This window comes from Paenibacillus sp. FSL R5-0744 (assembly GCF_037972555.1).
Lineage (GTDB): Bacteria > Bacillota > Bacilli > Paenibacillales > Paenibacillaceae > Paenibacillus_AQ.
Genome location: NZ_CP150228.1, coordinates 4,825,866 through 4,851,522, shown reverse-complemented (window position 1 = coordinate 4,851,522; position 25,657 = coordinate 4,825,866). Strand labels below are relative to the sequence as shown.

21 protein-coding genes and 1 riboswitch are annotated in these 25,657 nt (G+C 43.2%); of the genes, 16 read left to right on the top strand and 5 right to left on the bottom strand.

What is annotated here, in order from left to right; all coding sequences use genetic code 11:
- Positions 1-107: 107 nt before the first annotated feature.
- The 3 genes from MKY19_RS21490 to MKY19_RS21480 are packed head-to-tail and all read left to right on the top strand — an operon-like array spanning position 108 to position 3,109.
- The gene (locus MKY19_RS21490; protein ID WP_339797544.1) at positions 108-875 is read left to right on the top strand and encodes an ABC transporter ATP-binding protein; all 768 of its coding nucleotides are present in this window, start codon (positions 108-110) and stop codon (positions 873-875) included.
- Positions 865-2,868 carry an ABC transporter permease gene (locus MKY19_RS21485; RefSeq protein ID WP_339797541.1) on the top strand — a complete coding sequence of 668 codons (2,004 nt, stop codon included), beginning with the start codon at positions 865-867 and terminating at the stop codon, positions 2,866-2,868. The genes MKY19_RS21490 and MKY19_RS21485 overlap by 11 nt, the downstream gene beginning before the upstream one ends.
- 19 nt (positions 2,869-2,887) lie before the next feature.
- A complete protein-coding gene (locus tag MKY19_RS21480; RefSeq protein ID WP_339266252.1) occupies positions 2,888-3,109 on the top strand; it encodes a hypothetical protein in 222 nt (73 codons plus the stop codon).
- A 91-nt stretch (positions 3,110-3,200) separates the two neighbouring features.
- Here the strand turns inward: MKY19_RS21480 and MKY19_RS21475 are convergent, their stop codons facing one another.
- Positions 3,201-4,208 (bottom strand): ABC transporter substrate-binding protein, encoded by a 1,008-nt coding sequence (locus MKY19_RS21475; protein WP_339797538.1) that lies wholly within the window; start codon positions 4,206-4,208, stop codon positions 3,201-3,203.
- A gap of 213 nt (positions 4,209-4,421) precedes the next feature.
- Here MKY19_RS21475 and MKY19_RS21470 point away from each other — a divergent pair, with 213 nt between their 5' ends.
- The 6 genes from MKY19_RS21470 to MKY19_RS21445 all read left to right on the top strand — a co-directional run bounded on the left by MKY19_RS21470 (position 4,422) and on the right by MKY19_RS21445 (position 12,284).
- On the top strand, positions 4,422-5,480 hold the full coding sequence (locus MKY19_RS21470; RefSeq protein ID WP_339797536.1) for an iron ABC transporter permease: 1,059 nt from the start codon (positions 4,422-4,424) through the stop codon (positions 5,478-5,480).
- Positions 5,480-6,517 carry an iron ABC transporter permease gene (locus tag MKY19_RS21465; protein WP_339797533.1) on the top strand — a complete coding sequence of 346 codons (1,038 nt, stop codon included), beginning with the start codon at positions 5,480-5,482 and terminating at the stop codon, positions 6,515-6,517. The genes MKY19_RS21470 and MKY19_RS21465 overlap by 1 nt, the downstream gene beginning before the upstream one ends.
- Positions 6,518-6,560: 43 nt before the next feature.
- Positions 6,561-8,276: an ABC transporter ATP-binding protein gene (locus MKY19_RS21460; RefSeq protein ID WP_339797531.1), complete on the top strand. Its 1,716-nt coding sequence runs from the start codon at positions 6,561-6,563 to the stop codon at positions 8,274-8,276.
- A gap of 42 nt (positions 8,277-8,318) precedes the next feature.
- The gene (locus MKY19_RS21455; RefSeq protein WP_339797530.1) at positions 8,319-9,359 is read left to right on the top strand and encodes an NAD(P)/FAD-dependent oxidoreductase; all 1,041 of its coding nucleotides are present in this window, start codon (positions 8,319-8,321) and stop codon (positions 9,357-9,359) included.
- 141 nt (positions 9,360-9,500) lie between these two features.
- Positions 9,501-11,126 carry an AraC family transcriptional regulator gene (locus MKY19_RS21450; RefSeq protein WP_339797527.1) on the top strand — a complete coding sequence of 542 codons (1,626 nt, stop codon included), beginning with the start codon at positions 9,501-9,503 and terminating at the stop codon, positions 11,124-11,126.
- A gap of 132 nt (positions 11,127-11,258) precedes the next feature.
- Positions 11,259-12,284, top strand: a complete 1,026-nt coding sequence (locus MKY19_RS21445) for an iron-hydroxamate ABC transporter substrate-binding protein (protein ID WP_339266245.1) — start codon at positions 11,259-11,261, stop codon at positions 12,282-12,284.
- A 143-nt stretch (positions 12,285-12,427) separates the two neighbouring features.
- On the opposite strand, the gene MKY19_RS21440 is transcribed toward MKY19_RS21445, so the two are convergent.
- Positions 12,428-13,447, bottom strand: coding sequence for an ABC transporter substrate-binding protein (locus tag MKY19_RS21440; RefSeq protein ID WP_339266244.1), 1,020 nt, complete (start codon positions 13,445-13,447; stop codon positions 12,428-12,430).
- Between the two features lie 103 nt (positions 13,448-13,550).
- Positions 13,551-15,161, bottom strand: a complete 1,611-nt coding sequence (locus MKY19_RS21435; protein ID WP_339797525.1) for an AraC family transcriptional regulator — start codon at positions 15,159-15,161, stop codon at positions 13,551-13,553.
- Positions 15,162-15,283: 122 nt separating this feature from the next.
- Here MKY19_RS21435 and MKY19_RS21430 point away from each other — a divergent pair, with 122 nt between their 5' ends.
- The 5 genes from MKY19_RS21430 to MKY19_RS21410 all read left to right on the top strand — a co-directional run bounded on the left by MKY19_RS21430 (position 15,284) and on the right by MKY19_RS21410 (position 19,206).
- Positions 15,284-15,643, top strand: a complete 360-nt coding sequence (locus MKY19_RS21430; RefSeq protein ID WP_042190321.1) for a (2Fe-2S) ferredoxin domain-containing protein — start codon at positions 15,284-15,286, stop codon at positions 15,641-15,643.
- Positions 15,644-15,812: 169 nt separating this feature from the next.
- On the top strand, positions 15,813-15,962 hold the full coding sequence (locus MKY19_RS21425; RefSeq protein ID WP_339797522.1) for a hypothetical protein: 150 nt from the start codon (positions 15,813-15,815) through the stop codon (positions 15,960-15,962).
- Positions 15,963-16,131: 169 nt separating this feature from the next.
- A complete protein-coding gene (locus MKY19_RS21420) occupies positions 16,132-17,286 on the top strand; it encodes an AI-2E family transporter (RefSeq protein WP_042190319.1) in 1,155 nt (384 codons plus the stop codon).
- A 19-nt stretch (positions 17,287-17,305) separates the two neighbouring features.
- Complete coding sequence (locus tag MKY19_RS21415; RefSeq protein ID WP_339797519.1) at positions 17,306-18,778, top strand: carboxylesterase/lipase family protein; 1,473 nt, start codon at positions 17,306-17,308, stop codon at positions 18,776-18,778.
- Between the two features lie 23 nt (positions 18,779-18,801).
- Positions 18,802-19,206: a VOC family protein gene (locus MKY19_RS21410; protein ID WP_339242789.1), complete on the top strand. Its 405-nt coding sequence runs from the start codon at positions 18,802-18,804 to the stop codon at positions 19,204-19,206.
- A gap of 50 nt (positions 19,207-19,256) precedes the next feature.
- Here MKY19_RS21410 and MKY19_RS21405 read toward each other — a convergent pair whose 3' ends face one another.
- Positions 19,257-20,753, bottom strand: a complete 1,497-nt coding sequence (locus tag MKY19_RS21405; protein ID WP_339797517.1) for an N-acetylmuramoyl-L-alanine amidase family protein — start codon at positions 20,751-20,753, stop codon at positions 19,257-19,259.
- Positions 20,754-20,960: 207 nt separating this feature from the next.
- Positions 20,961-22,151 (bottom strand): substrate-binding domain-containing protein, encoded by a 1,191-nt coding sequence (locus MKY19_RS21400; RefSeq protein WP_339266235.1) that lies wholly within the window; start codon positions 22,149-22,151, stop codon positions 20,961-20,963.
- 208 nt (positions 22,152-22,359) lie between these two features.
- Positions 22,360-22,508, top strand: a riboswitch (FMN riboswitch).
- A gap of 126 nt (positions 22,509-22,634) precedes the next feature.
- Between MKY19_RS21400 and MKY19_RS21395 the strand changes: the two genes are divergently transcribed.
- Complete coding sequence (locus MKY19_RS21395) at positions 22,635-23,594, top strand: DMT family transporter (protein ID WP_076299551.1); 960 nt, start codon at positions 22,635-22,637, stop codon at positions 23,592-23,594.
- A 303-nt stretch (positions 23,595-23,897) separates the two neighbouring features.
- Entirely contained in the window at positions 23,898-25,649 is a 1,752-nt protein-coding gene (locus tag MKY19_RS21390) for a histidine kinase (protein ID WP_339797514.1), read from the top strand.
- Positions 25,650-25,657 lie beyond the last annotated feature (8 nt).

Here is a 25,657-nt window from a genome sequence, read left to right as displayed (position 1 = left end):
TGAGCAATCTAACAACCGTTCTCTTCACTTAGTTTTATAGTATTTACAGGAATAACATAATTCCATTTAATGTTAATCCGCCAAGCTATGAAGGGGACGGTGCGAGCATGCCTATTCTAGAGGTAGATAATCTCTCAAAAGAATATAAAGGCAAGGGTAAAATGAATGTGTTTCGGGCGCTAAACGGCATAAGCCTGAGTGTGGATAGCGGAGAGCTTGTAGCGATTATGGGGCCTTCGGGGAGTGGTAAAACGACGCTGCTGAACATCCTTAGCGGGATCGACACGGAATATAGTGGGGTAGTCCGGATTGCAGAGACTAGTATAAGCGAGATGTCTAAGAACGAGCTTGCACTGTTTCGCCGGCAGCGAATGGGGTTCGTTTTTCAAGATTACAATCTGCTGGATAGCCTGACCCTACGGGAAAATATAATGGTGCCCATGGTTCTGGATGACCAAGAGGTAGACGATATCAATACCAAGACAGATGAGACGTTATTACTCTTTGATCTGGACGAGGTGAAGGATAAATATCCGTATATGGTTTCAGGAGGACAGCAACAACGAGCGGCGATTAGCAGAGCGATTATTAATGATCCGGAGGTGATCTTTGCGGATGAGCCGACGGGGAATTTGGATTCCAAATCCTCAAGTATAGTAATGAGGACCTTCGCCAAACTGAATGCTCTGAAAGGAGCAACGATTGTGATGGTCACACATGATCCTTTTGCGGCCAGCTATTGTAATCGCGTGCTCTTTATCAAGGATGGGAAGGCTCTATTAGAGATTACTAGGGACAATAAAGAACGGAGAGCATTTTTTGATAGGATTCTGGAGAGTCTGGCCTTCATTGGAGGGGGAGAAGATGACCTTTAGGAGAATGGCTATTCAGATTTTTAAGGCGAACCTTAGAAGGTATTTGTTATTTTTCCTATGCAGCAGCTTTACGATTATGGTCTTTTTCGCCTTTTACTCCCTGTATACCAACCCTGATTTTAATGACCCCTATCAAGTGAATGGAATGGTGTCCGGTAATTTATATGCTCCTTTTTTGGTGATGAGAGTATTTGCTGTTCTATTTATTGTATATGCGCAAATGGCCTTTTTGAAATTTAGAAAAAGCGACTTTGGGCTGTTAATGGTTCTTGGAATGACGAGCCACAATATCCGTAAAATTATTTTGTTAGAAAATAGCTTGATTGCATTAGCTTCGATTCTCACGGGTTTAGGTGCAGGGACGGTCTTCTCCGGTCTTTTCTTCTTCATCATCTCGTTGTTTGTTAATATAGGGGGCAGTTCTTTTTCACTTACGCTGGAAAGTTATCTGTATACCATTAAATTCTTCGGGATTATTTACATAGCTGTGATTGGAATCCAATTAATATTAACGCTGAGATACAACATTGTACACCTTCTAAAAGAATCCAGAGCCGCAGAACGTAGCCTTCTTCATGGTAAAATCACAGGGATCATCGGAGTCGTATTACTGGGGATCTCCGTTTATGATATGATTACTCATTACAGTCCTGATGATGCCCGTATGATGTTAATCAATCTGGGAGTAAGTATGGTGGGTGTCTATTTGCTGCTGTCAGGTCTTGGTGACTGGATGAAACTCATCTTTTCGCGATCTACGAAAGCTTATCATAAGCATTTAATGTTTAGCTCCGATTTGAACTATACCCTTGGTCGATCCAAAATAGTGCTTTCTCTTATCACCTTCCTCGTCTTCATAACAATTTCTCTAAGCGGTATTATCTTTTATATTACCTGGGATGCTGAGAATATTCCTGTAAAAAACAACCCTTATGATATTGCCTATTCAGAAGTATTTGGAAAAAATAGTATCTCACCAAAAATACTAAGCGAGATCATGGATCATGGCGCCACGCCGCTGCTTTCACACCAAAAGCTGGAGTATATCGACTTGTTTAATTTCAAAATATTTCTGGACCATAACATCAATGCATTAATCGGCACTGATTATCATGTGGAGAAAGATCACTTTCTTAATCTTGCCTTAGTTGCTCGAGGAGAAGAATGGAAGAATCAAAGACCAGAGATGCCCAGCTTCGAAATGAAGCTTTCTTCCGGAAATCATACGTTGTACTCACAAGGACTTATATTTAAAATGCTATTTAATCCTGTGCCGAATCTTATGAATGGTCTTCATGTCATTGTTAACGAAGAGGATTATATGGTGCTGAAAGCGGAAAATAAAAAAGCGATCGGTAACCTTCAGCTCTTGAATTTTAAGGATTGGAAAAAAACTGCGGATATAGATGCTAAGTTAAATGCCGCTTTAGCCAAATATAACAAAGACAATACAGAGTCCTGGTATGGCAATGAGCGGCAAGAGGCCCTCGTATTCTCTACGAAGTCTAGAATAAGTGACTATCTACAGTTACAGGAGTCTGGCCGATTTGGAATCTTCGTAATTTCATTTGTTGGTTTAATATTTTTCGGCGCCTCCGGGATAGTGCTGCATTTCAGTATTCAGACCGATTTAGAGCGTGAGAGGATCAAATTCAGGAAGCTGAATAAGATTGGAATTACTTCTAAGGACGTGGCTCGCATTATAGGCGGCCCTTTAAAAGTGCTGTTTTTTCTCCCGTATGCATTAGGTATTGCATTGTCTTCTTTTTATGTTGTTAGTTCTTCCAGAGTTGAAATGTCTACAGCTCTGGAGCCGATGTGGTTTTGTTTGTTGGTAGGCGGAGCGTTTCTTTTATTTCAAGTCCTTTTTTATCGTATATACACCAAATTATACACTCGCAATATGCTGGCTCATATCGGACTGCTTGATGTTCCCACAACGAATAATACAAGATGTAAATTTAATTCCAATTATGATAATATTAACAAATAAAATCATGGGGGGATTCCATTTGAAAAAGATTTTTTCCAGAATTGCAGTCGCATTAATGATCTTGATCCTTGTTGCGATAGTCACTTGCTTTTATATTGGTGAATTCACCTATGCGTATGGATTAATTTTGGTGCTGTTTTTCGTATTTGCGGGGATGGGGCAGCTCTATAAGCTTAAAAATGATGAGTATATGTACAAAAAATTAAATAACACTGATGAGTATAATGAATATACTAGATGATATAAATTTAATAGAAACTTCTTATGTATAACCAAAACACCCCACTTTAGGCGATGCCTAATAAGTGGGGTGTTTCTTTATGTGTCTATTCTTATTTCTTACCGTTGCGCTCAAGAATCATATCAACGAACAGATCGATTTGTGCGGTAATGGCAATAGGATCATAGCGATAAAAAGTATCAAAATCGTTGTAGAACAGATGGTCGTTCTTCGCAGCAGCAAGTCCGTTCCAAACGGGTGATTCCTTCAGCTCTTTCAGCTTATCATCTTTTTTATCAGGATCATAAGTAGTTAGGAACATGTAATCCGCTGCATATTCTGGCAACAGCTCCATGGATAGCTGCAGTGTTTGGTTGTCATTGCTGTTCTTAGTAGGCATTTTCAGCTTAAGTGCATTATATAGGGCTTGTCCACCACGGCCCGCATTGTTACCGAAGGTCCATAGCTCACCTTTGTCAGTCAGCTCATAAATTCCGAATGTATCATTTTCATTCACGATACCTTTAAGCTTTTCGCGGCCTTCAGCAGCCTTTTTCTCAAAGTCAGCAATGAATTGCTCAGCTTTATCAGGTGCTCCTACAATATCTCCAAACAGTTTTACGGTTTCATAGATGTTCGTAGCAGTTCCGTATGGAATATGAATGGTTGGAGCGATTTTGGATAAAGCATCATAGTTGTCATCGTACATAACTACAATTAGATCAGGTGCAAGTTCTAGTGCTTTCTCAGCATTGACTGGAGCACCAACATCTTGTGTGTTTTTGAGCAGGTCTTTCAAGAAGGGGTTATCAAAAGTACTAGGTTCAACGCCAATGACGTTAGCTCCAACGGAGAGTAATTCCCCACCATAATAATCTGTAACGATCCGCTGAGGTTTAACTGGGATTTGAACAGTACCTTTAGTAGTTTCATAGCTGCGCATTTCGGCAGCGGAAGCATCAGGAACAGCTGTTGCCTCTGCACTCGGGGCTGTTGTTGCTTCAGTTGTCGCTGTTGGTGTATTAGATGAAGCCTTGTTGTTTCCCCCGCAAGCCGTCACAAATACAGACAATAACATTACGAGTGCCAGGATGGGGAAAAGGGTCTTTCTTTTTAGCATGGTAAACCTCCCTAAGTATATGTACCGAATGATAATAATGAGAATCATTATCAACATCATTTTCAATTTGAACTGTATCAAAGCTTAGAATTTCTGTCAATGCAATAAATTAAATGGTACCAATTAAATCTATCTATTGCCAAACCTAGGAAATGTAATTTACAATAGTCTAATGATAATGAGAATCAATTTCACAGAAATAGGGTGGCATTCATGAATCAACAGATAACTACCAGGATAGGGGCCGATAAAGGGGCAGTTAAACGAGAATTTCGTTCACGTCCTTGGGCGGCAACATTAATCTTGGTCGGCGGTCTGGCGCTATTATTATTAGGAATCGCTGTTTCCGTCTCCTTCGGTGCAGCAGATATTAAGCTGTCTGTGGTATGGTCAGCTGTGTTTCACTTTGATCCGGAGATCATGGATCATCAGATTATTAGAGAATTAAGATTACCTCGTGTACTTGGCGGAGCAATGATAGGGGCTAGCTTTGCAGTTGCAGGTGCCATTATGCAAGGGATGACGCGAAATCCATTGGCTGATTCAGGTCTGATGGGTATCAACTCAGGCGCAGGATTTGCGCTTGCACTATGTTTTGCTTTTTTTCCAAATTTATCGTTTATGTATTTGATTCTATATTCTTTCGTGGGTGCCGGCGTAGGCGCGGGTGTCGTATACGGAATAGGATCACTTGCTAAGGGCGGATTAACTCCTGCTCGTTTGGTGCTGGCCGGTGCTGCTTTTAGTGCACTTTTGTCTGCGTTGAGTGAAGGGGTAGCTTTATATTTTCACATCGGTCAAGATTTAGCCTTCTGGTACGCGGGAGGTGTGGCTGGAACGAAATGGATCCAACTCAAAATCATGTTCCCTTGGATAGGGGCCGCTTTAATTGGTGCAATGGTAATCTCTCGATCGATCACGATGCTCAGTTTAGGTGACGATGTTGCGAAAGGTCTAGGTCAGCGTACAGGGCTTGTGAAGTTGGCAGGTGCATTAATCGTATTGATTTTGGCTGGATCATCGGTTGCAGTAGTTGGTGCAGTTGGTTTCATTGGACTAATTATTCCGCATTTGACACGATTTTTTGTGGGTGTTGATTACAGATGGATTATTCCTTGTTCAGCGATCCTCGGCAGTCTACTTGCTGTATTTGCAGATTTAACTGCGCGGATGATTAATCCACCTAATGAAACGCCACTTGGCGCTATTATTGCACTGATTGGTGTACCATTCTTCCTTTATCTTGCACGTAAAGAAAGGAGGGAGCTGTAATGATGGAAAAGACGACATTCGGTTCCTTCGAAGCCGCCAAAAACAAACGGGGCTCAATTATCATGATTTCGTTGGCTGTACTAATTGTGATTGCTTTTATTATTAGTATGAATACAGGTTACATACGTTTGACTCCTATGGAGTTGATTAATACATTGTTCGGTAAAGGAACCGACAAGCAGGAGTTAATCTTGTTTCAGTTTCGGCTGCCACGTATTGTGATTTCCGTTCTAATTGGGGCAGGTCTGGCTGTATCCGGTGCTGTGATGCAGGGCGTCTTTCGTAATGCGTTGGCGGACCCTGGTATCTTAGGGATTAATGCTGGTGCAGGAATTATGGTTATGCTGTTGATCTCTTTTTACCCTACGGCAACCGCGGCTCCAGTGTATCTGCTGCCAATGGTAGCGTTCGTCGGTGCGGGGCTTACAGCTGCCTTAATCTATGCTCTAGCTTATAAACGGCACCAAGGAATATCGCCTATGCGTCTACTGTTGACTGGTGTAGCTGTCGCAGCTGGGATGAGTGCAGCTATGATCGTGCTTACGCTAAGGCTTGATCCAGAAAAATACCAATTCGTCGCTACTTGGCTAGCAGGCAGCATTTGGGGAACAAGCTGGAAGTTTGTACTTTCACTCCTACCGTGGATTCTTATTCTGGTGCCTTATGTCATCTATAAGGCAAGGGTGATGAACGTACTGAATCTAGGGGAGCAGACCGCTGTGGGACTTGGTGCCGCAGTAACGAAGGAACAATTTCGGCTTCTTGCGGCTGCGGTAGGATTAGCAGCAGCGAGTGTCGCTGTCAGCGGTGGAATTGGTTTTGTGGGATTGGTCGGACCCCATTTGGCGAGACGGTTAGTTGGGCCTAAGCATCAACTCATGCTTCCAACTTCGGCACTGCTTGGGTCACTACTCGTTATTACAGCGGATACCATTGGACGCTGGATCCTTCAGCCGTCTGAGATTCCTACGGGTATCGTTGTAGCTGTAATTGGAGCACCATACTTTTTGTATTTGTTAGCCCGTACGAAATCTTGATGAAAGTAGGCTGATCTCTCACCAGAAGGAGCGAATTATTAACATGTTGCGTCGTTTTTTTACTTACTATAGGCCCTATAAGGGATTGTTTATTCTTGATTTTTCTTGTGCTATTGCTGCTGCACTACTTGAACTGGTCTTTCCGTTAGCCGTTAACCGGGTAGTAGATGATCTGCTGCCAAGCGGCAATTGGAGATGGATACTCTATTCATGCCTCGGCTTGCTGGGGATATATATTGTCAGTGCCTTTATGCATTTTGTCGTCACTTACTGGGGGCATAAGCTGGGGATTAATATCGAATCGGATATGAGAAAAAAGCTTTTTGACCGAGTTCAGAAGTTATCTTTCAATTTCTTTGACAACAACAAGACCGGCCACCTAGTATCCCGGATGACAAATGATTTGATGGACATCGGTGAGATTGCCCACCACGGGCCAGAGGATCTCTTTATAGCAGTAATGACGCTGCTCGGTGTGTTCGGCATTATGCTCAGTATCAATTGGCAATTAGCTATTCTGACGTTTGTAATCGTTCCGCTTATGATTTATTTATCCATGTACTTCAGCCGGAAAATGTCTAAAGCCTTCCACATCATGTTCGCGGACATTGCTGACTATAACGCACGCGTGGAGAACAATGTAAGCGGGATCCGCGTTGTGCAAGCTTTTGCTAATGAGAATCATGAAATTTCCCGTTTTGCGGTCAATAACGAACGCTTCCGTATAACGAAGCTGATGACCTATCGAATTATGGCTTGGAATTCATCCTTTAGCTTTGTTCTCATGAAACTGGTCTCGTTATTTGTTCTCGTATGCGGAACATATTTTGTAATCCAGAAGCAAATGACCTACGGTGAATTTATTGCTTTTGTGATGTTGTCCAATGTATTTTTAGGACCATTACAACAGATTAACTCGGTCATTGAGACCTATCCCAAAGGCATTGCAGGTTTCAAACGTTATCTCGAACTGCTGGAGACGGAGCCGGATGTTGATGATGCGATTGACGCTAAGACAGTTCATGATCTTAAGGGGAATATAACCTTCCATGATGTGGCTTTCGCCTACAGCGATAAAGAGAACGTACTCCAAAATGTGAATCTATCGATTCAAGCAGGAGAGACCGTTGCTCTGGTCGGTCCATCTGGTGCGGGTAAGACAACGCTTTGCAGTCTACTACCTCGCTTCTATGATGTAAGTGAGGGTAACATTAGCATTGATGGAATTGATATTCGTTCCATGAAGCTTGAATCTCTTCGTTCACACATCGGGATTGTACAGCAAGATGTATTTCTGTTTGACGGAACCATCCGTGAGAATATCGCTTACGGGCGGTTGGGTGCCTCCGATGAAGAAATCTGGGAGGCAGCACGGCGCGCCCAATTGGAAGAGCTGATCAAATCCCAGCCTGCTGGACTGGATACTATGATCGGGGAGCGGGGCGTTAAGCTCTCTGGAGGTCAGAAGCAGCGGCTGTCCATTGCCCGGATGTTCCTGAAGAATCCAACGATTCTCATTCTAGACGAAGCCACATCGGCGTTGGATACCGAGACGGAGTCCGCAATTCAGGAAGCACTTGCAGAGTTGTCACAAGGTCGTACGACGCTTGTTATTGCTCATCGATTGGCAACGATCAAGAATGCCGACCGTATTGTTGTTGTTGCGGAAGGTGGTATCGCTGAACAAGGCAGACATGAAGAACTGTTACAGACTACCGGAATATACAGTCGACTACATGAGGCACAATTTGGAGCGTAAGAAGCTAAGGGCATCAATAGAATATACTTTTGGAGGGACATAATGAACAATCAACTGGAATTATACGATGTAACGATTATTGGCGGCGGACCTGCTGGGATGTATACAGCTTTTTATAGTGGAATGAGAGACCTCAAGACGAAGTTGATTGAAGCGAAGGATGAGCTCGGAGGAAGAATGCTTATTTATCCTGAAAAAATGATCTGGGACGTAGGCGGAGTAACGCCGACTCTCTGTCATCAGCTGATCGGGCAGCTCAAGGAGCAGGCGCAGACCTTTGAACCCACCATTGTGCTGGGACAGCAAATCATGAATCAAGAGAGACAGGAAGACGGGACATATATCTTAACCTCGTCTACCGGGGAACAACACTGGACACGAACCGTTATTCTGGCAATTGGCTACGGAATCCTACAAATGGCTAAGCTCGAAATCGAAGGTGCGGATCGCTATGAGGTGACGAATCTTCATTATACCGTTCAGGAGCTAGAGCCATTCCGTGGCAAAAGAGTGCTGATCTCCGGCGGAGGAGACTCTGCAGTAGATTGGGCAAATGAACTGGAGTCCATTGCAGCAAGTGTAACGATTGTGCACCGTCGTGAACAGTTTGGAGGTCATGAGAAAAATATTGTGCGGATGAAGGAATCTTCGGTCAATGTCCGCGTGCCCTATGCAGTAAGCCAATTACACAGCAGTAATGGGGAAACGATAGATCAGGTGACGATCAACCACATAGAGACAGGTGAATCAGAGCAATTTGAAGTGGATGCAGTGATCGTAAACCATGGTCTTAAGAGCGATTTTGGTCCGTTAAAAGAGTGGGGCCTTGATATGGGCGAATGGTGTGCGAATGTATCTGATAAGCTGGAGACCAATCTCCCAGGCATATTTGCAGCTGGTGACTTTGTGGATTATACAAGTAAGGTACGTTTAATTGCCGGTGCTTTCACGGATGCAGTTCTGGCGCTTAATAGTGCCAAGCTGTTCATAGATCCAACTGCGGCTAAAGTTGCTTATGTGTCTTCTCACAATGAGCGGTTCAAAGAGAAGAATAAGGCGCTTGGTGTCATTGACGACCATTAATAGCGGTAAATTCTTAAGGAATAGGTTTGATTTTAATGTTGTGCGTATAGGGCTTCTTATCCATTTCGAGCGGAGAGAAGCCTCATGCGCTTTCTTTATATTTCAAGGTTTAATAGCCTGATGATCTGGAAGGGAGCAGGAATGAAGCTATCTAATAATAACCTGGTACACAGAATTTATATGTTAAAAGAGGCTGGGAAACGCCAATGCGGCGGTGGTCACATCAGTAATCTCCAGATGGCCCAGTCCCCACTCTTCCTGACACCAAAAGAAGCTACCGTTCTAATAACCATTGAAGGAGAGACAGTAGCTCTTAAAATAGGTGAAATTCTTTTTTTAAGTGCAGGTACGATTTATCATATTAATGCTCCATTAGAGACCGTTATCTCTGTTCTAGCAATCTCCTATGAGGTATATGGGCTAAGCAATAGCACTGAGCAAGAATTGGTTTATGGACTTTGCCGTGAATTTTTTCCGGTCAATGGGATTTTACCAGTACGTACGACGAATAAAATAACCCGCTTATTCAGCGAATTGGAAGACGTTGCTGCCAATAATTTAGAAGCACAGGCAGATAGAATTCAATCCTTGCTGCATCAGCTGCATCAACTGGTTGTAGAGGCTGAGACTGAAGCAGACATTACGGATAGTTCATATTTCAGAATGCTCTCTTATATTCACCAGAACATCCAAAAGGAGATTACGCGAGAGATGATGTCTAGAATGATGGGATTTAATCCTCGCTATTTCTCAGTATGGTTCCGCAAGCAGACGGGGTGGAGCTTCACCGAATATGTAGCTCATTTAAGAGTGAATAAAGCGAAAAAATATTTGATGTCCAGCCAAGCAACAATCCAGCAAATTTCTCAAAAAGTAGGCTATTCAGATGGACTATATCTGAGCCGGAAATTCAAGCAAGTCACCGGGATGACTCCAACAGATTTCCGTTTGCGTCCCAAACCGAAGCGGATTGTAGCGTTGCAATTTTTCGGGGATTTACTTGCGCTGGGAGTGAAGCCTGTCGCGGTTGAAAAAGATGTGATGAACTACTCATTGCTTTTACAGCCGGAACTGGCGGATGTACGATCGTTTGAGTTGCAGGGATGTCCGGCGGAAGCGGACTTGTCTGGACTGGAAGCTGATATAGTCATTGCACCGACCTATCTGAGCCCCCGTCAGCTTAAATGGATGGAAAAGTTGGGTCCACTAGTTACGGTGGAATGTGATGAAATGGACCGCTTAGAACAGATTCGTTTATTCGGCAGACTGCTGGGAGAAGAGGAGAGGGCAGAAGCATGGATAAGACACTATCATTTGAAAATAGATTTGGCCAAGCAGCGCTTGTCCTCACTAATTGAATCCGGTGAAACGGTAGCGGTGTATGAGATTAGGCAAGATAACAGTATTTATATCTGGAATCATACAGCCCGAGGTGTGTACAATCTGTATCCAATGCTAGGGTTAGCTCCGCCAGACAAGGTAAGGTCAGATGTTCTGGAGCGGAATGATCATCTATGCATCTCACTATCGGAATTGCCAATATACGCGGCTGACCATATGTTTGTGGTTGTATCAGGACGAGAGGACTGGATGTCGAGAACACGTAAACGCATTAGCAAGAGTGTGGTTTGGCGCAATCTTCCAGCATTCAGGAATGAACGCATATATTACCTCAAGCTTGAGGAATTTTGGGGCAGCGAAGGGCTTGCACTCGAACGTCAGTTGGAGATACAGACAGATTTGTTAATCGGCCATAAGTTAAGCTGACAATCGTCCATAGCCAAATTGATGTATTAGCGTGTATATATGTTTTCCCACGGAGACGTTATATTAAACATGGATCTAAATGATATTGATTATCAATATCACAATAATATAAAGTCTCAAGGGGGATTTACATTGTACAGAGTAATATCGTTAGGAAAAACAAGTATGATAGCCGTTGTACTTACGCTGGTGCTAATGTTGAGCGCATGCGGACAAGCTGCTAATCAGGGGAATGCTCCAGCTAGCACGTCTGCTGAAGTGGCTAAAAGCACTAATGATTCTGTAGTTGCCAGCACGGAGCCGGCTGCTGATGCAGAGTACTGGACATACGAAAGCGATAAAGGTCCGGTGCAGATCCCACGCAATCCACAAAGAATTGTAATTCCGGTACAAGACTTTATCGGTGATCTTCTGACGCTGGGGGTGACGCCCATTGCCGTAGCTGGGAATGACATCTTGAATCATCCATATTTCAAAGAGGCGCTTACAGGTGTAGAAGTAGTGGGTGATGACATGACGGTGTCCCTGGAGAAAATAACGAGCCTGGAACCGGATTTGATTATCACTTATCAGGAAGATACCTATGAGCAAATCTCCAAGATTGCTCCGACTGTCTTTATTCCTTGGGGCAAATACGACTATAAGGAACGATTGATCGAGATCGGGAAAATCTTGAACAAGGAGCAGCAGGCTGTAAAATGGGTGGCGGATTTCAATCAGAAGCTGGAAGCGAAGAAAGCGGAATTGGCCGATCTGATCGCAGCTGATAAAAAGGTGGCAATCTTTGAAATTGCCGGTAAAGAGCTGTATCTATACGGTTCGTCATATGGGCGTGGTGGAGAGATTATATACAACGGATTGGGGCTGCATGCACCTGATCTTGTCGAAGAGGTAGCCTTTAAGGAAGGCTGGGCTTCCCTTTCTCTCGAAACGCTGCCCGAGTATCTAGAAGAAGCTGATTATATATTCCAAGGCTTCAGCCGTGGTGTGGAGCAGGATAAACTGGACATTCTGGACAGTGTCTTCTGGCAAAGTCTACCTGCTGTTAAGGCGGGTCATGTGTTCACTTACGATCTCAAAACTTATTATCTCTCTGATGCTTATGCGCTGGACAAGCAGCTGGATGAGATAGTCACGTTGTTGAAGTCCCTACAATAAGTTAAATTTGAAGCGTGAGATAAAACTACTCACAGATAAAACGCCTTTAGATGCTTATAAGTTATCTTAGTAGGAATTTTGTACAACAATAAAGGGATGTCCGCTTAGCCGCTATGGCTTCGGACATCCCTTTTTCTCATGCATTATTTATTATTTATTAGCCAATCGGCCAGCTCTTCGGTCTGGGTTAATACCGCGATAGGGTCATAATACCAGGAACGTTCTTCTTTCCAAACATAGAGGTGTCCATTTTTGACTGCAGGAAGGTTGCCCCAAAATGAATCAGCCTTGTAATCAGCTTCTGTAAGGTTATTTGAGGTTAAGATAATATAATCTCCGGCATACTTAGTTAACGCTTCTTTAGAAATTTCCGCCCATTGTTTCTCCATAATCTCCGCTGCTACTTCTGTAGGCGGCTTGCGACCAAGTGCTTGATAGATGGGCTGTCCGCCTCGGCCAAAGTTATCGCCATAGACCCAGATGGATTTTCCACCGTCTTCCATGATGGAGAAGGTTGCATCTGCCGGGAGGACCTTGTCCACTTTTGCTTTAGCTTCGGCTATCCGTTTGTCATAATCTGCAAGCCAATTCTTTGCTTCTTGTTCCTTTCCAAGGAGTTCTCCGAAATAGGTTAATTCTGCATGAGCATCTTTTAAATCCCCGTAAGGCACAATGATGGTAGGAGCAATTTTGCTAAGCGTTTCATAGCTTTCTGCTTGTCCCGAAATAATCAAGTCAGGATTTAGTGCGATGATTTTTTCAGGTGACATTTTACCGTACGCCCCTGTGTCTGTAACACCGGTAAGAGCCTCCTTATAATACATATTCTCTAAGGTCAAGCCTGGAGCTCCGATAGGAATGGTATCAAGAGCTATTAGACTTCCCAAGTATTCCTCAGCGACAATTCGTTTAGGATGAACAGGGATTTCAACATCACCTTTTACGGTACTTACTGTCTTGACAGTAGGGGTTTCAGCACTTTCTGCTTCTTGATTAGTTTCGGTTGGTGCTTGTGTTGCTGCTGTTGTATTACTGGTACCACCTGTATTCTCCACCGTAGTATTGGAATTTCCACAAGCTGATAGGACTAGAATTAACGTCAGCATGAAGGGAAATAGAAGCCAATGATTCTGTTTCGAAGTATTCTTTTGTAGATTATGCAATTTGTTGTTCCTCCTATGGTAATTGATTATCATTCTCAATAAGAACTTTACAATCTTCTCTGATTATTTACTATGGACGAATATGATCTTCGTTTGTGCATATTTATGATGTCATCACATGCAACAATTCTTTAAGCTGTGCTTGAGAAGACAGCGGATCAAATCCATAGAACATGTCACCCTGGTTCAGGATGTATACCCGATTGTTACGGACTGCATCTAACTGCCTCCAATCACGAGAATGCAGAAGGCGAGAGAGGCGTTTTCTTCCCTCAGAAGATGATGGGATGCTAGTGATAATAATATAGTCTGCAGGATAGGTTCCAATTTCCTCAATAGATGACACTAGATACCCTGAATCCATTATTCCGTTCTCCATAATGATGGATGGTGGCTTGAATCCAAGATCTCCGTACAAAATCTGACACCCTCTACCGTAACTGCTACTGAAACAATAAGCTGCTCGGGAACTAAGCTCCCAAACGATAGCTGTCCCTCTTTCCGATCCTATCGAATGATTCAGTTTCTTATTGGCAGTATGGCAGAGCCCATCGTAATGACCTAACCATTCTTCTGCTCGCTGTCGCCGGTTGACTACATCAGCGATCAAACCAAATTGCTCTCGCCAGCTCATTTGCATAAAGGGTAATTCAATGACCGGAGCAACTGGAGTCAGCATCTTATTCTCAGGAATATTGTAGCTGATAATGATATCTGGTTCTGCTAAAGCTATCGAATCAAATAGAAGGGAAGAGTTACCTTCGTTCATCGTAAGTTGTTTGGAGGCTGGCACTTGCTCTAAGCTCCGATGCCAATCCGAATAAACACCGAGTTGAGGCATAATTTCCAGTACCCGTAGGATAGCTGTGTGATTGTAGTTTAAAGCAACAATTTTTTTGTTCTTATTCTGATAGGCTGTAGGTGAAAGACCCACAAGCTGCTTGAATTTACGGCTCAGATAAGTTCCTTCTTCATAACCAACCTCATGCGCCAGTGTTGTTAGATTTGGGGAACTGGTGAGGATTCGCTGCTGTGCTCTGCGGATTCTTAACAGTGTAATATAAGCGCTGAAAGTTTGACCCATAATTTTACGAAAGGTACGTGAGAAGTGTTCAGGGCTTACCCCAGCTAACGTAGCCATCTGCTCCCGAGTAATATCTTCGTTGTAATGAGCTTCTATGTATTCAAACACATTTTCAATCCAGCTTCCTGACGTCTCCTTTTTTGCAGCCAATTCATGATGAAGATCCACGATGAATTGAGTGAATAATTGCTGGACCTTAAACGGTTTCCGATCATCGGGTTCTATCCAAGCACTGTAAAGCTCACCAGACAGTGCGATCAATTGTGTGGAGGCGTGGTGTAAAGCTGGGCTGCCATTTAGAAAATAATGCTCTTGCCTATGGTTGGGCATACTGGTGTACTCTATCCACATCCCCTGTAACTGTTGCTCAGTCTTTATCTTCAATTTTGAAGTTGCAGCAAAGATCATGATGCTTCCGGATTCGAGGCTATGAAGTTCGCCATCTATCTCAAGCTGACCTTTACCTTCCCAGACAAACATAATACAGGAATTCGTAGCTGGGATGTTATCGGTTGCGTAGTGGGAAAGACTTGTTAGGCTACTAATCTTAACAGGCATATAAAAAGGATGGGAATGATGTGGCATCCCGCCGGATTGGATGGGCATGGTAGAAATCGCTCCCTTTTTCAATGATAATCATTCTCAGTTATAGTATACCAGTCTTTCTTTCTATTGACTATAATGGCTCTTATGATAGTGTTTAGAATAATCCGCTAACGGAATATTTTAGGCATGAAAGGAATGGGGATTTCATGACAACTTGGAATTTACAAGGAACCGTAAGTCACTTGTTGATATGTAATGGTAGCAGCTGCAAGAAACATAAAGGTGAAGAGGTAGCTGAAGCGATAGAAGATGAGATTGAAAAGCAAGGTGCACAGAGTCTTATACATACGACGGTAACCCGTTGTAATGGTAGATGTTCAGATTCCTGCGTCGTGATCGCATACCCTGAAGGTGTGTGGTACAAAGAGATCACACCTAAATCAGCGAAATCGCTAGTACGGAAGCATTTACAGGGCGAGAGACTTGAAGATCATCTGCTGTATACATATGATGGTCAGCTGATGGCTGCAAATGACAAGGGAGCTAAAGGGAAGAAGAAAAAATAGCTGTCCACTGATCGAAGGTTCGCAGCTAAGTGAAATCTAAGTAGAAATGATTGAAGTACCGTCAATGCGCTGGCGGTATTTTTTTGTCTTTTTCAGGAAAGCAACTTCGTTTCTTTTTGTTTAGTAGAGGATTATGATTGAATGAAAGGAAGATCTGGGGGGAATAGACATGTTTAAGAGGTTTACAGTGGATGATCATGCAGAAACGGTGCAGTTGTTTGCGGAATCTTTTTGTGAATTACATGAAGAAACTTTTCATACATATATGATGCTTGCGACTGAAAAATACAGTACTACGATTGCAGAATTCATGGCGTAGCAGATGCCAAAAACCCGGATTCTAACAAAGTATATCAATCGATTGGTTTTGTGAAGGCGGGCAGAATTGCAGATATCAAATTTGACTTGCGCCCCTAACGTTGACTATGCTATTAAAAAGTGAATAAAATAACACTTCATATAAGGTGGCGCATGGGGGAGAGGGTTCGATGGAGAGGCTGCAGGTGTGGCCGGGGAAGTTTAAGAAGTTTTTTCTGAACAATAAATTTGTGGTAACCTTACTTATTTTATTGTTAACTGGGGTAACTATCCTGGTGTTCTCAAAGATACCGTTTATTTTTACGCCTATATCTGTATTGCTGCACACGGTGGCTGCACCATTGTTACTATCCGGTATCGCTTATTATTTGCTGAATCCGTTAGTAGACCTGATGGGAAAAAGATTCAGGATGAAACGTGTGTATGCAATCATCATTCTTTATCTGTTAATTGCGGGTATTATTACGTTGATTCTGGTGATGGTGATTCCGATTCTTCGAACACAATTATCTGGTTTGATTGACGATTTTCCAAGGTATAGTGACTTGATCCAGGAACGATTTATGAATCTGACGGGAAGCGAATTCTTTGGTCAGGTTCAAGATAGTATAGGAACTAACCTAAGTGAAATCACCAGTAAAATTACGGCTTGGGGCACTTCTTTTCTGAATAATGCGCTAACAGGTGTAGGAAGCTTCGTCGGAGCCGTTACGGAGATTGTGCTGGCGGTGGTGACGACACCGTTTATTCTATTCTACTTGCTTCGTGATGGAAAAAGATTGCCAGATTACATTTTGAAATTTGTACCTACCGCGCTGCAGCCGCAGACTCGGATGGTAATGTCGGAGATGAACGCCCAGGTATCTTCCTATATTAGAGGGCAAATTATAGTAAGCTGCTGCATTGGTGCGCTGCTCTATATTGGCTACTTGATTATTGGTCTGGAGTATTCACTTGTCCTTGCCATTGCTGCTGCATGTACAGCAGTTGTTCCCTATTTGGGTCCGGCAATTGCTATTACACCAGCCTTAATTGTGGCCATGGTCACTTCGCCATTTATGCTGCTGAAGATGATCATCGTTTGGACGGCTGTACAGCTGATTGAAGGAAAGTTTATCTCTCCGCAGATTATGGGCAAGACACTGAAGATTCATCCGATCACGATCATTTTTGTGATTATTTTTGCCGGCAAAATGTTTGGCGTTCTTGGCATTATCCTTGCAGTTCCTGGTTACGCGGTGCTCAAGGTTGTATTTACACATATTTTTCAATGGTTCCGGTTCCAGTCCGGATTGTATAAGCAGATTGAAGAGAATAAGGAATAATGTGGAAGGGTGAAATGTAATGGTAGGACCGATAGCAGTAACCTCTTACGGTAAGCTTCAAGGACGAGAGGAGGATGGCGTGAACGTTTGGCGTGGAATCCCTTTTGCCGCTCCACCAGTTGGAGAGCTTCGATTTCGTGCGCCGCAGCCACCAGAAGCTTGGAGCGGAATTAGAGATGCTTCTGAATTTGGTCCAGTTAGCCATCAGCCAGCGGATACGAGAGGTACGCGTTTCGGTGGCTTAACACCTCGTCATTCTGAAGATTGTTTATATTTAAATGTATGGTCACCTGCATCCCCAGGCGAGGCACTTCCTGTAATGTTCTGGATCCACGGGGGTACATTTGTGACTGGTGCTGGAAGTCAGCCACAGTTTGATGGCACTAGTTTCGCGAAGAACGGTAATGTAATCTTGGTGACGATTAATTATCGACTGGGACCGTTTGGTTTTATGCATCTGTCTTCGCTTGGTGATGGATTTGCGTCTAATCAAGGCTTGCTGGATCAAATTGCCGCGCTGGAATGGGTAAAGCTTAATATTGCCGCCTTTGGAGGCGACCCTCAGCGAGTTACGGTATTTGGAGAATCAGCTGGCAGCATGAGTATCGCTGCCCTTCTGGCTATGCCTGCTGCAAAGGGATTATTTGCTGGAGCGATCATGCAAAGTGGGGCTGCTCAAACCTTGCCAAATCAGCAAGGAAAAGATATTGCTGTAGCATTACTTACTGAACTAGGCATTTCTCCTGATGGAGATACTAGCCTACTTAATACGTTCTCAGCGGAACAAATTATAGAAGCAGCCACAAGAATGACCATTAAATTAACGGGTGGTTCAATAGGCATGTTATTTCAGCCTGTCATTGATGGGGATACGCTTCCTGTAGATCCTGCACAGGCTGTGGCAGAAGGATCAGCCCAGGGTATTCCTTTGTTGATTGGAACCAATCGAGATGAGGGTAATTTATTTTTCAGGGGAGAAACACCAGGTGCAGACTTTGATGAATCGCTCAAGGCGCTGGAGCAGATGATGGGAACTGGAAGTCTGGCGGAGGTTGCCAGCCACTATTCTTCTACATGGGAAGGACAGGCGGAGATTCTAACGGATCTATATTTCTGGGGAACCTCTATATCCTTAGCTGAGAATCAATTGGCCTATGCGCCTGTTTGGATGTATCGTTTTGATGGGACGGTCCCTGGCCATCCATTGTTAAATAAAGCTGTACATGGTGCGGAAATTGTCTATGCTTTTAACAATCTGTCTCATGTAACTCGCTTGGGTGCGGAAATTACACCGGCGATGCAAAAATTGGCTGAAAGTATGCATACGGCATGGATTGCCTTTGCTCATCGAGGAAACCCAGCTACATCTGAGCTATCATGGCCTGAGTATAATCTGGAAGAACGTCCTACACTGATCTTTGATGAAGAGATGCGAGTAACTCAAGATCCCGATTCAGAGAAACGCAAGAGAATTGTCTCTATTCTGGTTTGAGAAGTCTGAGGAGATGAACGGGGATGAAGGTCCAAGGATTTAATCATGTGACGGTAAATGTGAGTGATTTATCACGTTCATTGAATTTTTATACTGGTATTTTGGGTCTTCAGCTAATACACAAAGGGAATACAGATGCCTATCTGGAATGGGGAAGCGCATGGATTTGCCTCATTGAAAAGCCAGAATACACTGAATTAATGGGCAGTGTAATTGGTATAGACCATATTGCCTTTAGTATAGCGGAAGAACATTTCGAGGAGGCTGTACAGGTACTCCGTACCCACGAAGTACGAATCATTAGAGGACCTGTTAAAAGGGGAGTAGGCTGGACCGTCAACTTTCTCGATCCAGATGGGATTCAGTTAGAGCTACACACCTCTAATCTAAGAGAGAGAATGAGTGTTTGGAATAACAAACAAGAATAAAATAGAAAGGGGAGCTTCTTAGCCAATTGGCTAAGAAGCTCCCCTTTTTTCTATCGACCTAAATATTCCTTAATCCCTAGAACTACTGCTTCGGCTATCCTATTCTGAACATCTACCGTGAAGAGTAATGCTTCGTCCTTGGTATTACTTAAGTAACCACATTCTAATAAAATGGCTGGCATTTTAGTTTCTCTTGTTACATGATAATTTGCTTGACGAACCCCTCGATCCTGAAGACCTGTAGCAACAGTAAGATATTTATGAACGGTTTGCGCGAATAATAAACTATCTTTACGTGTGTAATAAGTCTCTGTGCCACTAGGATTGCTCTTACTGCCCACAGGGATACTATTGGCATGAACAGAGATGAACAGATCTGCTTTTACCTTATTGGCGAGGTTAGATCTGTCCTGTAGGGTCGGGTATGTATCATCACTTCGAGTGAGCACAACCTCGATATTTGGCTCTTTCTTTAGTAATTCTGCAATTTTTAGAGCTGTTGGCAAGGTGAAATCCTTCTCTTTGCGGTTACTTCCAGTGCCAGGATCTTTCCCACCATGTCCTGCATCAATAACAATTATCTTCTTGTCTGTGTTGCCAGTAGAAGGTGGAGGCGTTGTGACCGGTACTTCAGGTACAGTGGTTGCAGGAGGCGTTGTGCTTGTCCCATTTAGATCCACTATAATAAGTCCATCGTTAGCATTCGTTACACTGTAGTTATTCGCACTGTTCAGATCAATCACGATCCGGATCGTAGAGGGAGAACTACTGAATAATGAATAACGAATGGTTGAGACGTTAGGATATTCGGTAATCGTCAACTGCCCACTTTGGTTTTTTCCGACAGAAAGGTTCTGATGAAAGCTGTCGCCAAAGCTGGTATTCGGTAAATCTACGACAATTCGGTCTTTATCTGTCATTGTGAATACATTTGGTGTTACACTGCCGTTCATCGCGATGATGAGCTTGTTATCGATGAAGCTAAGATTTGTGACTGCTGCCGTCGAGGTGTTTCCATCAGTTGTTGTGTTACCATTCGATCCATTATCAGAGGGTGCGGTTACAGATGTGTCTGGAACTGTAATTTCTGGTTCGCTTCCGCCAATCTCTGGTACTGGAGAAGTTAAGTATACCGTTTTGGTCACATTATCCCAACCGACAGTAGTTCCTGTCTGTTCACCAACAAATCTCAAAGGAACGAGGGTCGTGTTGCCACTGAGAAAAGGAGGGTTGTCCAGTTTTACCTGTTTCCCCGAAGCCTCTGCCATCGCATTATTCACGATAAGCTTTAATGTCGTTCCCTTTTGCTCAATGGTTGCAGTCTTGGTCACATTATCCCATTTCACGGTATAACCAAGCTGCTCCGTAACGAGGCGAAGTGGAACCATCACGCTTCCATTTACAATTTGAACTTGTGCTTCTTTTGAAATCTTAAGATCATTGCCGTCTAGATTGATGTGTGTCTCTGCAGAGTCGGCATAACCAGTTCCTGGATGAACCAGCACCAACAAAAGCAGCAGTAACGCCAAAAAACCAAACTTCTTCATCTGCAATCCCTACCATCCCCGTTTCTTGGTTTCTAGCAATTCTTACTTTTTCTTCCTATGATGCAGTTTCGGCTTATATAAATCTTAAACGACAATAGTTTCCAAAAGTTGCGCTCTTTTAGAGTGAAAAAGGAAAAATTTCGGTATAAAAAGCGAGAAGAGAGCTTTCCCAAACATTTGGGTTAGCTCTCTTTCCCTAACAACATTTTATTGCAAAGAAGTATAACCCGTTTTTTCTACCAATTCCTGACCTTGAGCAGATTGCATCCAATCTAGAAAGGGCTGAATATTGGGGTTGTCACTTCCAGCAGTCACAGCATAAAATTCTGTAGCCAAAGGGTACTGTCCACTGCGAATACTCTCTTTGTCGGGCTTAACACCATCGATGGCGAGTAGTGCAATTTCCCCACTTTGATTCATTTCTGAGGCGTAAAATAAGAAGCTGTACCCGAGTGCATTTTTATAATTGCGATAACTGGAGGTTTGTTTAATAATTCCGCTCATAATATCCGCCACGTCTTCCTTAGGAGGTGTCATGAGTGTAGTGTCTCCCATAAACTTTTGCAGCATCGTCTGGCTCCCACTATCCTCTGGGCGTTGAAAAGCGCGAATACGGTTATTAGCTCCGCCTACATCTTTCCAATTGGTGATCTTGCCTGCGTAGATATCTTTAAGCTGGGCGGTGGAAAGTCCAGTTACTTCGTTTCGTTTATTCACAAAAAATACGAAAGCCTCGCGGCCGATGGGTGTGAGCTTCAGCTCGACGCCTTTTCGCTTCGCATGTTTCTGTTGGGCAAGAGAAGGAGCAGCGACAAAGATAATATCAGTTTCACCTTCGATTAGTCTTTTGTAAGCTTCCGGTGTGCTACTGCAAATCACTTGACTTGTTTGAAAATCATATGGATTATAACTTGCCGCAGGATAAGCAGATTGCACGAAAGCTGAATACAGTGGGTATAGTGCGGTAGCGCCATCCAATTTTGGTAAGTTGTTATCGATATGATATGAAGAAGGTTTATCCAAATTCACTGCTTTGGTATTCTCAGCAAAAGGTTCGTATTGTACCAAATTAACTTCCCGATCATCGACCGTGGCAATGCTGTTGATATATGCTTGTTTGATCTCATATCCTGCGGTTACGAGCACACTAAGTCCGAGGATGGATAGCAATATAATATTGCTTGTTTTTCGGGACAACACATTAAATATAAGGAGTACAACATAAATAGCTATCACAACAGATAAAATCGCCACAAGTGGAGTATAAAACATTAGTCCCCCGAAAAGCGCGGTAATTATGGAACCTATGAATCCTAAAAAAGCTATGACTCCGACAGCAAAAAAGGAGAACAATAACTTCGTCCAGAATGACTCCTTCATCCAAAATGATTCTTTCATAACAACCTCCTTAGAAAAATTACTAAACTATGGAAAAATAAACATAATTTCATTATACAGATTTTTTGGGATGGGACAGTAGAACAATAACGAATAAAATATGTAAGAAAAGCTGTGATACATGAAAATTTTATGTATATTTTCATAAAGTACTGGACGAATGGCAAGAAGAGGTTTATTCTGAGATTGTGAAAAAAACAACGGAATACAAGATTCTCGGGGTAGGGTGAAATTCCCAACCGGCGGTAATGTTCAAAGCGAACTGAGCCCGCGACTCACTTGTTCTGCTTGCAGAGAAGTGACTGATCTGGTGTGAATCCAGAGCCGACGGTAAAGTCCGGATGGGAGAGGATCATAAGATAAAGGCGCTAGGAGTCTATCCTGTACGTCTTTATTGATAATGCCCCCGAGTCGACCTTTTATGGTGATTCGGGGGTTTTTGGTCTCTTATCGAGGGTTTGTATCGACAAGGAGAATGGAATTATGAGTAATGTAACAGCTTCATCATCAGCTAATAAGGTAAGCAGCACGTCGCCGTTACGCAGTGGGTTTTGGCTCGTTGTGTTCGGTGCAGCACTATGGGGCGTTGATCCGCTCTTTCGTATTATCCTCTTAAAATCTTTGACCTCATCGCAAATTGTTCTTTTGGAGCATGTGGTGCTTTTCTTGGCTGCTTCCCCTGTTCTTTGGCGTCACCGGGCGGAGCTAAAAGGTATTGGATTTCGCCAGATTGGAGCTTTGCTAATTGTTTCCTGGGGAGGTTCTGCCGGGGCGACAATTCTATTTACGATGGCACTCTCCAGTGGGGATTTAAATGCTGTGCTGTTGCTACAAAAGCTTCAGCCGATATTCGCTATCGGTCTTGCAGCCTTAATTCTTAAAGAACGTCTGCCTAAAAATTTCGGAATCCTCATTATTGTGGCACTGGTAGGAACCTATCTCCTGACCTTTGGCTGGAGTATTCCATTCGGACATGTGAACAACTTTATCGGTGTTAGCAGTCTGATGGCCTTAGGAGCGGCCGCATTGTGGGGTGGCTCAACAGTAATGGGACGTTATCTGCTTGGGTCTATGAAATATGAGACAGTGACTTCCCTAAGATTTATATTGGCGCTGCCGTTGCTTTTCGTTATCACCACATTAGAAGGTGCTCCTTGGCAGATTAATGGTGGGTTTGGTGCATCTGCTGCCATAGCCATTAATTTGTTGCTGCAGGCTCTGCTGCCAGGACTACTCAGTATGCTGATGTATTACAAAGGACTAAGCACTACTAAAGCTTCCTTCGCTACATTGGCTGAACTAAGCTTTCCTATGACGGGAGTAATCATTAACTGGATCGTATTCCAGCAGCTCGTCACGCTACCGCAAATTATCGGGTTCGCGTTGATCTGGACCGCTTTATTCTTCATATCGAGTCAACAATCTAAAGCACAAACGCTCTGAACAGACTCTGATTGTATAGATTGAACTAAATAAAGTATAAAGGGATGACTGGAATGCCTAGCGGCTTTCGGATCATCCCTTTTTGTATGTCTCTACAATACATTAGACTGCAAAAACTGCAGAAATGTTTCGTACGTAGCATATAGCGCAATAATTTAAGCCTTTACAATAGAGAAGACGATAACAGTGCTTGAACAAGCTATCACCTGTCTACCTCATTTTGCAGGCAGAAATTATCTATGCGTTAATGAAGATTATTTGTACAATAGAGGCTATGACATTTGAGTCGGAGTGTGAAGGAAAGTGTATAGATATAATTTATTTACCAAAATCGTAAGTATCATGGTCATCATGCTGATTCCTATTACGATCCTCTATTTCTATTCCAATAAGACGACCACGGATGTGCTACGTACGGAGTTAAATACTTCGAACAGCAATCAGCTCAGTTTTTTTCAGAATCAAGTAGAGAGTAATATGGAGCTGTTGTCCTCCTGGCCGATCCTGCTCATTCATGATCCTGATATTTTGAGCTTGAAGGATACTTATTTGAAGGGAACACATTTGAACCTGGATGCGATTAACCTGATTAAGCGGATTCAGACCAAAATCAGTATTCAGGAAAGCTCCTCCAACTGGAAGAGTAAGTTGTACCTCTATTCACCGTCCATCCACCGAATGGTGTCAGAGAATGATGCTATACCGTATTCGGATGAGGATTTGAAGCGGGAAGTTAAGTCAGGCTGGCATGTAGAAAAGATCGTTGAGCAAGATGGCGACCATTTTGTGTTCTCTTGGTTTTCTTTTACCCCCTTCATGTCAGAGTTCACTCCTGAAAAGGTCAATACGATTATGAAAGTGGAGTTTGACAGCCGAAACATTGAAGATATGCTGGATAAATTCAAAAGTGATGGCAGGAGAGATCCTTTTTATTATAAACAGGGTACTGGACTTATCTTTAACCGTAGTGCTGACAAGCTGCTAGCTAATGAATTGGTAAAAAGGCTGGAGCAAGAGCAGCTGAAGCAAAGTGAAAATCGTACAGTGAACATTAATGGTGAGTCCTACAGTGTAAACATAGTCTATTCGGATAAAATGGGCTGGTATTTGATCGACTATATGCCGCTGTCAGAAATACTACATCCGATCCAAACCTCCAATCGCTTATTTTATTTTGCTATTGGTGCATTGTTATTAATGAGCTGTCTCGTAGCCTATCTACTATATGTTCAGGTGCAGGTGCCCGTTAGATTATTGGTTGGAGGCTTCCAGAGATTGAAGCAAGGAGACTACTCTGCTCGGGTGGAGATCAAAGGTAAGAATGAGTTCAGCTTCCTGTCCGGAAGGTTTAATAGCATGGTGGAACAGATTCAGAAGCTGATTGAGAATGTGTTAATGGAAAAGATCCATGTCCGAGAAGCTAGATTAAAGCAGCTTCAATCCCAGATCAATCCGCATTTCTTTTATAATTGTTTCTCATTTATTACGAGTATGGCGAAGCTCGATAATATGGGTGCTGTCGTCGGTATGTCGCATAATTTATCCCGGTATTACAGATATACGACCCGCCAAGAACGCGATCTTGTCGCTTTATCTGAAGAAACGGAATTTGTGACTCACTATCTGGAGATCCAAAAAATGAGGATGAGCAGACTTCAATATGAAGTTCATATCCCGCCGCAAATGCGGAAAAGAGATCTTCCTCCGTTGGTTCTTCAGCCTTTGGTCGAGAATGCGGTTATCCATGGGATTGAACCTGTCTCTAAAGAGGGGCTGGTGCGAATTACGGGCACATGCAACGGAAGAGTTATGACATTAACGGTTGAGGATGACGGAAAAGGCATGACCCCGGAGGAAATTATCGTATTGGAAAATAAGCTAGGCAAAGCGATGGATGAAGAAATGGGCTGCGGGCTTTGGAATGTGCATCAGAGAATGCGGCTGCGTTTTGGTGAGGATGCAGGATTGACGATTGCACCATCATCACTCGGAGGATTGCAGGTTAAACTTCAGTGGTTGTTACCGCTAACTGACAATAATATGGATGACATCTAGGAGGGTAT